The sequence below is a fragment of the Agrobacterium genomosp. 13 str. CFBP 6927 genome, assembly GCA_900012615.1.
In the GTDB taxonomy this organism is placed as follows: Bacteria; Pseudomonadota; Alphaproteobacteria; order Rhizobiales; family Rhizobiaceae; genus Agrobacterium.
The window spans coordinates 2055416-2069776 of record LT009757.1; the positions used below are offsets into that span (position 1 = coordinate 2055416).

The 14361-nt window shown below is 51.4% G+C and carries 11 protein-coding genes; 4 read left to right on the top strand and 7 right to left on the bottom strand.

All coding sequences use genetic code 11. The features are described 5' to 3' along the window. Window positions 1-22: 22 nt before the first annotated feature. Together AGR13A_RS25200 and AGR13A_RS25205 are read right to left on the bottom strand one after the other, a co-directional pair. Complete coding sequence (locus AGR13A_RS25200) at window positions 23-397, bottom strand: ABC transporter permease (protein ID WP_308400338.1); 375 nt, start codon at window positions 395-397, stop codon at window positions 23-25. After that, window positions 331-825 carry an ABC transporter permease gene (locus AGR13A_RS25205; protein WP_308400339.1) on the bottom strand — a complete coding sequence of 165 codons (495 nt, stop codon included), beginning with the start codon at window positions 823-825 and terminating at the stop codon, window positions 331-333. The genes AGR13A_RS25200 and AGR13A_RS25205 overlap by 67 nt, the downstream gene beginning before the upstream one ends. 130 nt (window positions 826-955) lie before the next feature. On the opposite strand from AGR13A_RS25205, the gene AGR13A_RS23645 reads away from it, so the two are divergent. Both AGR13A_RS23645 and AGR13A_RS23650 read left to right on the top strand, forming a co-directional pair. Further along, window positions 956-1765: an ABC transporter ATP-binding protein gene (locus AGR13A_RS23645; protein WP_035226337.1), complete on the top strand. Its 810-nt coding sequence runs from the start codon at window positions 956-958 to the stop codon at window positions 1763-1765. Window positions 1766-1879: 114 nt separating this feature from the next. Then, window positions 1880-2650: an IclR family transcriptional regulator gene (locus AGR13A_RS23650; protein ID WP_080839951.1), complete on the top strand. Its 771-nt coding sequence runs from the start codon at window positions 1880-1882 to the stop codon at window positions 2648-2650. A gap of 81 nt (window positions 2651-2731) precedes the next feature. On the opposite strand, the gene AGR13A_RS23655 is transcribed toward AGR13A_RS23650, so the two are convergent. After that, window positions 2732-4495, bottom strand: a complete 1764-nt coding sequence (locus AGR13A_RS23655; RefSeq protein ID WP_080839955.1) for an ABC transporter ATP-binding protein — start codon at window positions 4493-4495, stop codon at window positions 2732-2734. Window positions 4496-4967: 472 nt separating this feature from the next. Between AGR13A_RS23655 and AGR13A_RS23660 the strand changes: the two genes are divergently transcribed. Continuing rightward, entirely contained in the window at window positions 4968-6275 is a 1308-nt protein-coding gene (locus AGR13A_RS23660; RefSeq protein ID WP_080839958.1) for a glycosyltransferase family 4 protein, read from the top strand. A 163-nt stretch (window positions 6276-6438) separates the two neighbouring features. Continuing rightward, entirely contained in the window at window positions 6439-7335 is an 897-nt protein-coding gene (locus tag AGR13A_RS23665) for a class I SAM-dependent methyltransferase (RefSeq protein WP_080839960.1), read from the top strand. A 135-nt stretch (window positions 7336-7470) separates the two neighbouring features. On the opposite strand, the gene AGR13A_RS23670 is transcribed toward AGR13A_RS23665, so the two are convergent. The 4 genes from AGR13A_RS23670 to AGR13A_RS23685 all read right to left on the bottom strand — a co-directional run bounded on the left by AGR13A_RS23670 (window position 7471) and on the right by AGR13A_RS23685 (window position 14133). Then, a complete protein-coding gene (locus AGR13A_RS23670; RefSeq protein ID WP_080839962.1) occupies window positions 7471-8694 on the bottom strand; it encodes a glycosyltransferase family 9 protein in 1224 nt (407 codons plus the stop codon). A 126-nt stretch (window positions 8695-8820) separates the two neighbouring features. Further along, entirely contained in the window at window positions 8821-10026 is a 1206-nt protein-coding gene (locus AGR13A_RS23675) for a glycosyltransferase family 9 protein (RefSeq protein WP_080839964.1), read from the bottom strand. A gap of 65 nt (window positions 10027-10091) precedes the next feature. Then, window positions 10092-11762 (bottom strand): HAD-IIIA family hydrolase, encoded by a 1671-nt coding sequence (locus AGR13A_RS23680; protein ID WP_080839966.1) that lies wholly within the window; start codon window positions 11760-11762, stop codon window positions 10092-10094. Window positions 11763-11877: 115 nt separating this feature from the next. Next, a complete protein-coding gene (locus tag AGR13A_RS23685) occupies window positions 11878-14133 on the bottom strand; it encodes a hypothetical protein (protein ID WP_080839968.1) in 2256 nt (751 codons plus the stop codon). Window positions 14134-14361: the final 228 nt, after the last annotated feature.

The window sequence follows — 14361 nt, forward strand, 5'->3', positions numbered from 1 at the left end:
CGTTTTTAATTGAAGTCCGAATTCAGGTCGCGCTTTTCCCGACAGTGAAATCGTCACGGCGCTGCGAAACGTGCCAGGGGATGGCGAAACGCTCGATAAGTTCCACGATGCCGTAGAGAAGCAAGCCAAGCAGGCTCAGCACGATGATGACGGCGAAGGTCATGCTGGTGTTCATGTTGCCGTTGTAATTTAAAAGCAGATATCCAAGGCCGTTATCCGAAGCGACGAACTCCGCCACGACGGCTGCCGTGGCCGAAAGCGCGGCTGCGACCTTGAAGCCTGCAAAAAGCGAGGGCAGGGCGCCCGGCAACTCCACTTTCCAGAAAATCTTCAGGCGTCCGGCGCGATAGCTTTTGGCAAGATCGTAGACATCCGGCTCAATGGATTTGAAGGCCACGATGGAATTGACGACGATCGGAAAAAAGGAGAGCAGAAAACCAGGAGGATTTTCGACGGCAGACCGAAGCCGACCCAGATAATGAAGAGTGGTGCGATGGCGATCTTGGGGATGATCTGCAGGATCACCAGCAGCGGATAAAAGATCGCCTCGAATGCACGTGAATAGACGACCAGCAGGGCAAGCAACGTTCCCATGACGACGGCCACGAGGAAGCCGAGCACCATGGGCTGCAGCGTGTAGAGCGATGCGGTGAAGACAATAGGCACATTGTTATAAAGGTCCGCAAAGACCTTGCTCGGTGCCGGCAGGATATATTCCGGAACATTCAAGAGACGCACCGCGATTTCCCAGACAATGCCTGCGCCCACGAGGCTGCCTACGGTGTGGGCCTGTCCTTTGACGGCACCAATGACTTTCGAAAACATGCTTCCTCCCGAATTGCCCGCTCGTTGCCGGACAATTTTGTATTGTTGGAACAATGTTCCATATGGACTGATGTTTCGTCAAGTGCTATTTCGGAGGCAGCAGAAGAATGAAATGCAGCGGGAGGAACGCATGTTGCAGAAGAAAAACGACAGGACCGGTTATGAGCCCGGCGTCTTGCTAAAGGGCGTCAGCAAATATTTCGGGCATGCGGACGCGCCTGTCGTAGCATTGGAAAAACTTGACCTGACGATTGGTGACGGGGAGTTCGTCGCGATTGTCGGCCCGTCCGGCTGCGGCAAATCAACGATGATGCGGCTGATCTCCCGGCTTTCTCACGCCAGCACGGGGGAGATTTCCGTTTTCGGCGACGTTTCCAAGGAACCGCCGCCCGGCATGAGCATCGTTTTTCAGAATCACGTGCTTCTCGCCTGGCGGACGATCATCGACAATGTGCTGTTCCCTGCCGAAATGACCGGGCGGAACCGCGAGGAATTGCGGCCGCATGCGCTCGCGCTTCTCGAATCCGTCGGTTTGAAGGATTTCGCCGACAGGTATCCGCACGAACTTTCCGGCGGCATGAAGCAGCGCGCATCGATCGCCCGTGCTCTGCTTCTGCAACCGCGTCTGCTGTTGATGGATGAGCCCTTCGGGGCATTGGATGCGCTGACGCGCGAACAGATGCGTATCGATTTGGAAGCGCTCTGGCTGAAGAATCGAATGACCGTCGTCTTCATCACCCATTCCATCGATGAAGCGGTTCTTCTTGCGGATCGCGTCATCGTCATGACCCCAAGACCTGGGAGAATCGAGAGGATATTGGATATCGACATGCCTCGGCCGCGTGGGCTGGCGGCGCGGCGGGAGCCGGAATTCATCGAGAAATCCGAAGAGATTACCGAGATTTTCCTTTCGCGCGGCATTTTGCAACGCCATGCCTGAAACGAACGGACCTTTCACGTATCCGAAGAGGAAGACGCGAAAGGCCCTGCATCTTCCTGATGAGGCGTCGTCTTTTGATTGAAAATCGCGACGCATATGCGACCGGAGAATGAAATGGACAGGACGATCAATGTACCAAGCGGCGGCGTCGAGCGAACGATTGCCATGCTGGAGCTCCTCGCCTTGGCCGAGGAACCGCTCAAACTATCCGATGTCGCTCATCAACTCGATATTCCGAAAAGCGCATGTCATCGCATCCTCACGTCCCTGATCGAGAATGGCTGGGCTTGGCAGAGCCCCGAGAGCGATTGCTACGCGCTGACCATGCGCATGGCGCTGGTGGGCCAGAAACAACTGGCGCGGCTGCAGGTCTCGGATTTGCGTCAGCCGATCCTGAATGCGCTCGCCGAACGCACCCGCGAACTCGTTCGTTTGACGGCTGTGCAGAACAATACGCTTGTCTGGGTCGGCTCCGCCCGCGGTCGCCGCTCAGGCCTGGTGTTTGAACCCGATATGAGCGCCGGCATTGTGCCCTATGCGACGGCGAACGGTAAAATATGGCTGGCGAGCCTGGAGCGGGAGAGGGCGCTGAGGATCGCCCTTGAAGCCGGGCTCGGCCAACCCGGCCAGCAGGCTGCCAACGCCATCAATACCATCGAAGCGCTGAACCGGGAACTCGATGCCGTTGCAGGTCTCGGTTACGGCCGCGCAGTTGGCGAAGCCGAAGAGGGAGTGGGGGCAATTGCTGTCGCCATCCACCAGGGGAAAGATGTCGTGGGAACCATGAGCGTGGCGGCGCCGCTGACTCGTCTTACGGATGAGCGTGTGGCGGAGATATTGCCACTTCTGGCAAGGGCTGCGAGTGACATGGAAATCGCCTGGTAGCTAATCCGGCTCTTTTGGCCCAAGCTTAAGATAGCCGAAAAGCAAATTCGGGCGGCAGAGCCGCCCGATTTCATTTTGGTGTCAAGCGACGTCGGCGTCGAACTGGATGCTGTGAAGCCGCTTGTAAAGACCATCATTCGCCAACAATTCACGCCGGCTGCCCTGTTCGACCACTTCACCATTATCCATGACGACAATCTTGTCAGCGCGGTTGATGGTGGAAAGGCGGTGGGCGATGACGATGGATGTCTTGTTGAGCGTCAGACGCTCCAGCGCATCGCGCACGAGAGATTCGGATTCGGAATCCAGTGCACTCGTCGCTTCATCGAGGATCAGAATATCCGCGTCTCGAAGCATTGCGCGAGCAATGGCCACGCGCTGGCGCTGACCGCCCGACAGACCGGAGCCGTTCTCACCGAGCCTGGTGTCGTATCCGTCCTGCATCTTCATGATGAAATCATGCGCATTTGCGGCCTTGGCTGCGGCGATGATCTCTTCCTCCGTTGCATTGTCGCGACCGACGGAGATGTTGTGCTTGATCGTTCCGGAGAACAGGAAGGTCTCCTGGCCGACATACGAAACATGCTCGCGCAGGCTGGCAAAGGAAACATCGCGCAGATCCGTGCCGTTGATTTCAACGGAGCCGTTCTGCGGGTCGTAAAGACGCATCATGAGGTTGATGATAGTCGACTTGCCACTGCCCGAGGGGCCGACCAGCGCCGTCATCTTGCCGCCTTCGAAAAGGACGCTGACGTCCCTGAGAACCGGCTGACCGGACACGTACTCGAAGCTGACGTTCTTGAGTTCTACATCGCCGCTTGCCTTCGGGAGCGCTACTGCGTCTTTCTTTTCCATCAGTGTTAGCGGCGCATCCAGCACCTCGAACATCATACGCACGCCGATCATCCCGCCTTCGATCTGTACGCGCATTCTAGCAAGTCGCTTAGCCGGTTCGTAGGCTAGGAGAAGAGCGGTAATGAATGCCATCAGATCGCCGGGGGAGCCGCCTTTTTCGAGCACGGTGTATCCAGAGACAGCAATTACCACTGCGATGGCAAGGCCAGACAGGGTCTCCATGATCGGGCTCGTAGCTGCCTCGAGCTTGGCAATCCCATTGGCACGGTGCTCAACATCCGACACCGCCTTGTTCATGCGCTGGCGCATCAGTTTCTCGAGCGAAAATGCCTTGATGACGCGAACGCCAATACTCGTTTCCTGCACGACATTGACGATTTCACCCAGCGAAGCGAGTTCTGCTTCCATGATCTTGCGAACACGACGCAGGACGAGACGAACGCTGAAGATCGCCAACGGACCAATAATCATGGAAATCGCACTCAGAAGGAAATTCTGGGCGAACATCACGATGATCAGTCCCAGGAGCGAAAAAAGGTCCCGGACAAAAGAGGTGACGATCGTGTCTATGACGCTCCGGGCCGCCTGCGCATTATAGGTGACGCGCACAAGCAGTTCGGAGGACGGTAGGTTCTGAAAAAAGGATACTCCCTGTTTCAACAGCCGATCATAGATTTTGCGCTGCTGCTCGGCGACGATGCTGTTGCCAGCCTTGCTCAGATAATAGCTCTGCACAAAGGTCGCGAGACCCTTCACGATGAAAATGACCGCAACCGCAACAGCAATCTCAAGAACGACGTCAAAGCCTCTCTTCAGATAAACGCTGTTGACGATATCGCGCATGATCCAAGCGCTGAGAGACGTCGTGGCGGCAACGACAACCATCGCCGCAATTGCTGCAGAGTACCAACCGACATGTTTTTTGAAGTTTTCTTTGAAAAGTCGCGTCAGCAACTTCTTGTCGTTTGGCGACAAAAATGATCCGATCACAGTTTTGTTCCTGTTTGATGTAGGCCGTTTTTATCACGCGAGAAAGGAACTGCAAATCCGGCCTTCATTGCTTCAGGCTTGGTTCGCTTTTCGCTCGAAACGAACTTTTTAGGTCTCATGCATGTATGACAAAGAGCTTTACACCGCTTCCAAATGCCGAGGTACCTTCAATCTTTTCTTAGGTGAGAGTGCCAATAAATCGGCTCTCGCGATGTGTCAACCGCTGTCGAGGTAAGGTGGAGTAATGTTACCTCATTTATGTGGTCCCGCAAAAGCTGGCGTCAAGGCCAATATCCGAAGATGGAGGAGGTATCTCGTTCAGTTCATATCAAACGAGAAATAGCGCTTTTCGAAGGCTATGTGCCAATGTAAAAGATGAGCCGTTGATGGGGACGAGCCGAAAGCGGTGCGCCTTGTATCTTAAAATAAGCGTCCGATTCTTGTCGGTTCGTTGTAGCAGACAGGATAGTGAATGCCTGAAATATTTTTCGATTTGTCGGAGTTGTTTTTGAATTCCGGCGTGAAGTTCAAGTACTACGGAATCTCCAGAACCGTCATGGAGGTAGCGTATGAACTAACGTCACTGGATAAGTCGATCAGGTATGTCATTTACTCGCCGTTGCACGGCCGTTTCTTTGAAGTGTTTCCACGGGTAGGTGATGCATCTCCGACAGGAGTTCTCGATCCCAATATTCCATCTACCGCGACACCTTTGCGCCTTAGGCAGAATATTTATGATACAAATTTCATAAAGAAAATCTTCTACGACATAGCGCGTAAAATCGTTGTCCATCGAAACACGAAACGCTGGCAGACAGTCCCGGACGGTGCGACGAAAGAGGTGAACCTAGACGGGCAAATTTTGGTGTCGCTCGGCCGCCCCAAAATCATTTCTGACTACATTATGGCGTTGGAAAAACGTGGGGAAAGGCCCGTTTTTGTGCCTCTGCTTCACGATATGATTCCGCTGCATGACTTTACGCACCGCAATCAATTCGCCTTTCCTCGAAACTTCCTTTACGACAATCAGGTAACGATAAAAGCGGCCTCGCTGATTTTGACGAACTCGGAATTTACGGCAGGCGAAGTGCGCCATTTTTCCCAAGCCGGGACATTGCCGGCAATTCCTGAGGTGGTTGCGGTACCACTTTGCCACGAGCTTCGACCAACAAACGAGCAAGTGAATAAAAGAGGACCGGCAGAGCCGTATCTGCTTTGCGTTGGAATATACAACGGCCGGAAAAATCTGGAATGTGTTGTGGAGGCGATGCTCAATCTTAAAAATAATGGCGCCGATGTCCCGTTACTTGTTCTGGCTGGGGCACGGCGCAAGCGAGTAGAGAAGTTTCTGAAGAAAGATCGATATCGAGCGATCGCTGACAAGTTTCAGTTTGTTCTCAACCCTAACCAGGCCGAGCTTCGCTTGCTGTATGAGGGTGCCTTTGCGTTGCTCCTCCCCAGTCGAATGGAAGGTTGGGGCCTGCCGATAAGTGAAGCTTTGTGGTGCGGTACACCTTCTCTGGCGGCCGATGTCCCCGCTTTGCGTGAAGCAGGAGGTGATTTGGCGCTTTACTTCGACCCAGAGCAGCCTGAGCAATTGGCGAGTATTCTCGGAAAACTGTTATCCACACCGGAAGACTATGCTGCGCTTAAAACGAGAATAGCAGAAGCTCATCCCGATATGCGAACTTGGCGTGACGTCGCAGCCGATGTGATGAAGGCAGTTCATGATTTGCGCGGCTCAAATCAGGTCAACGCCGCCTCGACAGCTGATGTTTGAAGGTATCCGGCACGGGTAATCGAGGTGCAGCAGGTGATGGGTTGGAAAACGCAGACCTAGTTGTCGCCGCGGCGATTTGTGAGGAAGTTTTAGAATTTAATCCATAGCGAAAGACGTGTCGGCGTATTGTGCATTACGCCCCTCAAAGAAAGCCGCGGTTATAATGGTTGATCAGAGATTCTATTTTGAATTCGAGCAAAAATATCGGGGTACCCGCGCAGAGGTTGGTAAACGGCTGCTAGGATATTCTCCACTTCTGGACGCATTGGAGGCCTCGGGCCTTCCCAATGTAAGCGTCGATTATGGTTGTGGTCGTGGCGAATGGTTGGAGATTCTCTCTCATAGAGGATGGGATGCCACGGGAGTCGATTCAAACGTTGAAATGCTTAGACCGGCCGAATTGGACGGCCTGAAAATAGTTGTCAGCGATGCTATTGCTCATATTAAGTCGTTACCGGATGCATCCCTTTCTCTGGTTACCGGGTTTCATATCGTCGAACATCTTCCCGTCGATATTTTGCACGATCTTATCGCGGAAAGTTTCCGTGTGCTTGCACCAGGCGGGATGATAATATTCGAAACGCCCAATCCAGAGAATTTTCTCGTTGGATCCAACCGTTTTTATATGGATCCGACACATATACATCCGCTGCCGCCAAACTACCTGAAGTTTATTGCTGAGTTTTCTGGGTTTGCGGATGTTTACGCAATAGGGATAAACCAGCCTTCGCTTCGTTTTACATCCGGGATTGCCGGCGCGCTACTGGAGTTGACCGAACTTTTCCCGGATTATTCGGTGATCGCACAGAAAGCGCACGACGATCCGTCATTTCAAAAACTATCGGATGTGGTGGATAAGGATTTCAATCAAAATTCTCCTTATAGCTATCTTCCCCTCGACCGGCTTATCGACAGGATGCATGCCCTGGAGCATAATCTCGAAGAGACACGATCAGCATTGTCTGCAGTGCAGGATGAGCTCGTGACCATTCGAAGAAACCTACCAAAAGAGATTCTCAAGCGAAGGGTGAGGAAAATCAGGACCTTCCTTCGATTTTAGGTGTCTGTCTAGGCTGGACGCAATTGAGCGGTTCTTAAAAGGAGAGTTGTCGCGATACCGCGACGACTTCTATGCTCCCTTTAGAGAAAGAAATCTGTTTCCGAAGGCTTCAGAATTGACAATATTTACATTGTGCTAAGTATTCATTGCCCGCGCTGCCGCATCTACAACGCGATCGACAGAGATGCCCCTCATACAGGCGTGGCCACCGATACATTCCTTCAGGGATGAAACGCCACAAGGTGAGCATGGGACAGCGTTGGTGACTGTGATTGTTTTTTCACCCTTAGCGGCAAATCTGCCGATCGAAGTCACCCCACCATAGATGCAGACTGTGGGGACGCCGAGACTCGCCGCCATATGGGTCGTTCCCGTATCGTTGCCGACATAAAGTGACAGCTTTATCAGAATGCTTGGCAGGTCCGCGAGATCGATTTTGGCAGTGAGGTTTAAAACGCGATTTTCAGGCAATGCGCGCTCAATTATCTCATGTTTCGCGATTTCGTCGGGACCGCCAATCAGAAGAAAAAAAGCATCGCTTTCTACAATCAAACGATTGGCCAAAGCCAAGAACGACTCTTCGGGCCAGTCCCTCGTTTGCGCACCGCTGCCGCAATTTATGCCAACAAGGAATTTTTCGCCGCCGTGGTCAATCCCATTGATCAAGGTCTCTGTGTAAGCAGCTCTCTCTCTTGCCAGATTAATGAGTACAGACTTCGCAACAATATTATCCTGATAAAAACCCGATACCTCCCGCGCTAGTCTGTTCATCAACGTTGATGCATGAATGTCGAGCATCTGCGTTGCCCAAGATTCTTTTCTCGGGAACGGCGGCTGAATGTCAAAGCGGGTAGGCCCTTTCTTTCCGGAGTACGCCGCTTTCGTATCGGCATCGATTGCTAGAATGTAGCCGCGCTGGTCGTCTTCAATCCGCAGATCAACTGCAAGGTCGAAATGAGGTAGTCGTGCCGCCGTCGATTCAAATTCGCCACGCCCGGGTTGGCTCGATCCATTGTTGGCGGTTGTAAGGTGAATCATGTCGAAGAGCTTCGATTGCTCGGCTAAGGTTCGATTCCAGGGGCCGGCCAATAGATGAAGTTCTGCATCTCGAAAAGTATCACGCAGATGGGCCATGGCCGACAGGGCCAGAACGAAATCCCCGATCTTGTCGGATTTAATAATGAGAATTTTTTGAGGCCACGGTGGGACAGAATGATTGACTCGGAGGGTGTCAGGTCCGAACAGGTTACCTTTTCCGCGCAAAACAGCGGACATATATCGGGATTTCGCCCGCAGCCATCGACGGGCGATTTTCCAGCTTCGCCGTAACGGGCCGCGTCGGAGCTTATTGTCGCGCATTATTTAGTCCAGGGTAGGAAAAGTAAACTTTGCCAATATCACGAAACGGGCTTATCCGTGAGGCAGGTTAAATTGGAAACGCTGGTAGACCGCGTTGTTCCTTGGATAGCAATTTACATTGCTGCCTCAGGTGAATTGGGTCAACAGGAAACGAGATTCCTCCAAAATCGCGTTCACACCAATCATTGAACGGCATTTCATTCCGTTGGGACAACGGGATTCATCGAAATCCAAACCGCATCCCGCACACTCCACATCGCCGGAAATCATGCTTACTTTGGGTCCCACAAAGCCCCAAATGTCCGGGAGGTGGGATGCCGTATAAATGCCGATAGTCGGTACACTCAATTGTGCCGCTACATGCCCTGCGCCTGAGTTATTGGATATGACGAGGTTAGCTGCGGCCAGTGCCGAATAAAATTCATCACGACTTAACGCATCCTTCAAAACGAACCGTTCGTTGGAGCTAAGGTCCTGCTGAAGACTGCTTACAGCCACGATCTCGTGCACCCGCAAATTTTTGCCGTTACAGATTAAATGGATATCTGCTTTGGTCTTATCCAGAAGTGCCAATATCAATTCACGATAACGTTCGAACGGCCAGTCCCTTAGCGCCGAATTAGAGAAGGGAACGACAGCAACTACTGCCCTTCCATCCTTTTTTATGGAAAATATGTTTTCGGAGACGTCTTCAATTGAGGTCGTGTTTTTGCTGAACTCGGAATTTGCGTAGGCGTAATTTATTATGCGCGACGCATTAATCGCACAATGCTCCATTTTTTCAGCGAAATTCTCGCGAATTTTTCGCTCTTTCTTTTTAAATCCCAGTTTCGAGAATATCCGATATTTTCTTTTTATCCGAACACTTAGGGGTGTTTGCGGAAGAGAATATCGGAACTCACCTTTTCTATCCTTATAAAAGGCAAACTTCTGTTTTGCCTTAAGCCCTTCAATTATAAAACGCGTATCGTCTGGCACTCGAATGTCGATCGCCAGATCGAACTCGCCCAGATTAATCGCTTCTTGAACCACGTTTTGTTGAAATATACGCGCAGCCGCGTCGGCTTTTGCCTGTTCGGGAAAGTAGTCCAGTGCAACTATCTCGTCAGCGACATTAACGGTCTTTGCTATCGAGAGATTCCAAGAACTGACTGCAAGGGTGATGTGTGCTGATCCGAACAACAACCGCGCTTGTCGAAGTGCTGGCAGCGACATCCAGAAATCGCCTATGTGGCCCAGATTCATGATCAAAATCCGGGCCGTGGTTTGCTTCCGCAACGGTGTCCAGGTCCTATGATATTTCAGGCCGCCGATGGTCTCTTGAGAGTACATGCCTTGTATCCCCCCTCACGCTTTAGATGTCGAATTCACTGCCACAAAAGAACGAACGGTTCCGCTTATAGTCGTAGTGATTTGACGAAATCCAAAAGATTGTCACCAGAGAAGAGATGGCCTTTCACGCCGGCTTTTTCCGCTGCCATAATATCAGTATCCTTGTCTCCGATTAGAATGCTGTCCCGTTGCAGGATGGGCCATTCGTCCATGATACTGAATAGCATACCCGCGGACGGCTTTCGCCACGCATGCTCACCCCTGAAAGCTTCGTGTTTTGCGTCGGGATGAAAAGGGCAGAATCGGACGTCGTCGATTCTTGCTCCTTGTGCTTTCAGTAAATTCTCAATGTGGGCATGAACGAGGGTATAGTCGTCGACATCGTAAAAGCCGCGGCCGATACCTGATTGATTTGTAACAATGAACACAAGATACTGTTTTTCATTTAGATATTTTATTGCTTCGGCAGCACCAGGAATGAGCTGTATCTCGTCCGAGGACTTCACATAGCCCGTGTCATAGTTGACAACCCCATCACGGTCCAGGAAGACTGCAGGCTTTGCACCATTCGGTCGACTGAAATAGCGATGCATCTCCTCGATGCTGCAAACAATATGATATAGGCTGGAGGCCGGAGCGGCCTCGTCTATAAATGTTCCATCCTCTTTGATCCTGTCTTTCCAAAGCCCTTTAATGGGAACATCAAGGAAGCTTTTCAGGCCGCTGGCTGCATCCGCGACTTTCTGGAAAGCATGATCTCTGGTCTCAGGATCGGCCGCGATGTCAGTCATTGCCAGCCACGCCTTAATTCGCTCCGTCTGCTGCCAAAGTCTGGACCCTCGATCGTGAGGCGTTAAGTCGTCAAGTATAGAGTTGAACGGGAACCCATTTTCATTGATCCCGCGTGCTTCACCGATTTCCACCAGTCTTTTGGCGGCAGTGATCGCATCTTTTCTTCCTCTCAGGCGTGCCCATCTCATTAAAAGCCAAGCCCATTCAAACTGATGTCCGGGCTCAACGAGTCTTCCGTCCAATCCGGGCATCGGGTTCCATTCTGCGTCGAAGAACTCTCTTAACGCGCCATTCGGACCGATGAAGCGGGTTAGAGCCAGTTCGGCAATTTCGTCCGCAACTTGTTCCCACAATTCGCTGCCGCTCGACGGCATATAGTCGAGCCATGCCAGACAAGCCTCAAGGAGGTGCATATGTGGGTTTGAGCGTAATGGCAATTTGCGCGGTATGGCTTCTTCGAAGCCAGCGCGGGGATGTTTCCAGCCCGCAATCATGGCCTGAAGACAAGTCAGCGCCTGACGCTCGATAGTCGCGCGATTATCCGAATTCGTATCGCAGGCCGCCCAAAGCCCGAACAGCGCGAACGCGTGATCGTAAAGATCGAACTCGTCAATATTTTCCTGTCCCGTCAAATCTATGACGGACTTCATGCTTCCATCAAGTTTGAAGCATTTCTGGGTCATGAATGTCCAACCGTGATCGACGAACCAACGGCCGTCGCTCGGCCAACCCATTCGCACGGCCGCGGAAAAGCTGTAGATTTGCCGCCCGGTGACACGAGTGCGTCGGCCAGCGTCGATTGCCTTTCCGGTAAGATCAATCTTCTCGTGAAAACCGCCACCTTGACGATCGCAGCCTTCGCTTCCCCACAGAGGAAGGGCGTGTTCGAACAACCAAGTCTTTAGATCGTCATATTCTGTTTTTGCATTTGAAAAACCGGACATCTTATCTCCACATGACCTTCTAAAGGCGAAAAACTCGATCTGAGCCTGAGAACACACTCCAAGCCCGATCATCTAGGAACAATTTTCTTGGGCAAATCGTTCCTTGACCATAACGCTACCCGCAAGGTGACGGTTTGATCTGCAAAGATTGAATGCCGATCATGGTCTTCCGCGCGCGGTAACTTGCCTTCAGCCTCTCAAACCAAGGCATATCCGCTGCAGTCTGGCTGACCGTCATATACATCACGTTCCCTTGCCAATCGTCTTTGCCTATCCGAGCGATAAAGCTAGCGCTCGCCGTATTGCCCTCAATTGGCCATACAGTCTGCGTGGAGCCTACTTTAAGAAAGAGTTTCGTATTTCGGTTCGAGTGGTCTGTCCTGTTGATCAATTGCGCTTCCACGTTCAGGCAAATCTCGCTCTGACGCAAATCGAACAGTGGTAGTGCAATCTTGCCTTCGCTTGTTTTCAAATACCCACCCACTTCGTCCACATGCCAGACTCTGTCCTCGCCGTAAAGCATCATACGATCATCGGTTTTTCTGAAATCCAGTGCCAAAGTGTTTGCACAACCAGATGGATGCGACGTACTGGTGCGCTCCCAGAGTTGCCTCAGCGAATCTTCATGACGTAGCACCCAAAGGGATCCATCCGGTACTGGGAGTTGGTCATAGGCGCGCTTTTCGACAACGATGTCGGTGAATCCCATGCATGCCGCATTCCGATCCCATCCTGCCTTCAGTGGCTCTCCGATATGTATATTCCCGAGCTTTGATGCCACTTGCGCAGTTACGGACCCATAACTCCAACGCGGCATCTCGTTGGCATTGGTTGTCGGAAAGACAATTGGTAGCAGAAGATGCTGGTATGGAGCGAAGTTCTTGATATCAGGAACTTCGGGAAAGTTTGCATATGGCAACTGCAGAACAACGGTCTCCGGCGTGGCGGCCATCTTGCTTACGAGAGTTTGCGCCGATTGGAGGTTGAGCGCAGACTCAGTCCTTATGGATCGATAATATTGGGCCCAATAGTCGTATCTGCCAATCCCGTTGAAGCCGACGATCACGATCAGTGCAACAACGACCGCAAAAGTGCTCTTGAATGCATATTTGATGAAGCCGTAGAGCAAAATGATCGCAAACAGGTTCATGAATGGACTGATCCTGTTTTGGGATCGAAGAGCTGGTGTAATGAACTCACTGAACAGGAACCCGTAACCAAACGGGACGGCGAACAATATAATGAAGAGTATGGCGACGGCGCTCATATCCAAAACTGCCTTGGCTTTTCTGTCGTTTTCAAACCAGCGTTTTACGAAACCGCCAGACGAGAGCGGCACAAGAAAAGGCGCTGCAAGCGCGAATAGAGTGACGAACGGTCCTGAGAACGCGTCAAACCCTTCGATAACCTGCCTCCACTCCGCATAGGCGGAGATAGTATCCGATTGAAACGGCATTAATGGATTGTAGCGGTTGTTTGAATACTCCAGCGCGGCATCGGCGATGCGTAACGCCGCCGCTGGTTGATCGAAAGCTGATCGTGTTGGCGAAAAAACGGCCGGGTCCAGTAATATCTGAGGATAGACTATAAACATGCCGATAGAGAAAATTATAATAGAAACGATAATAACCGCCACCGCGCGATAGGGCAGTTCAATCGTTCCTGTGAGGATTTTATAGAAAAGTAAGAATGAAAATATCGCAAGAAAGAAAAACGTATAATATACGCCTGAAAACAATACGATAAAAAGACAGAGTGATGGCAATAAATAGAACTGGATGGCGTATATAAATTTATTTTTTGAACGTGTTATCGAGTCCTTGGCCAGCAGGGTGAATATAAGAAGAACGGCGAGAGCGACGGCGTAATCTGCATAAAGAAAATTATGTCCGGTCAAACGTTGTACGTAAGCGAAGAACGCGGTGCAGAAGGCCAATAGGGCCGATTGCATCGGGCTCCCCGTCAGGGAAAGAAAAAGCAAATAACTAGTGCAAAAACCTAGAGTTGCGGCGGCGATATGAAAGGCGGTCCAGATTTCGAAGGGCGAATGGTAAAATTGTGCAAGTGCCTTGATGAGGAACAATTGCGTGAAATCGAATGTTGGAAAATAAGAAAAATTCAGACCGTCTGGAAATGCCAGAAACGGTATATTGACAAATCCTTCGCCGAGAATCGCAGACTTCGAAAAAAGCAATAAAAACAAGGCGTCGCCCTGAACGTCAGGAGGGCTGCCAAAAGCTACTCTCCAAAAACCCGCCGCTGCCAGCGTTCCCCATATCCCAATTAGAGCCCAAGCAATGGCCCATGTTACGGGGCGCTCATGAGCAAAAAATTCAAGCCATCGGCAAAGTTTTTGAATGAACAGTCGCATCGTTTCCGCAAAGGCTTGATTTTATAGAACCTGACTTTCGTTATCGTAGCAGGTCATTCAAAGCAAGGTTGGCGGTGCCGATCATCTGCAATTACACCGGGTCTATCGCAAGTCGGTTCAGCGGTGCGTGCATCGCTCTAGTGTTCCATTATCAGGTGCCCGTGCCATGAGCCATTTTCCGTCGTCATATCTGAGGTCGAAGTAACATCCATCGGCCGATGGTTGATG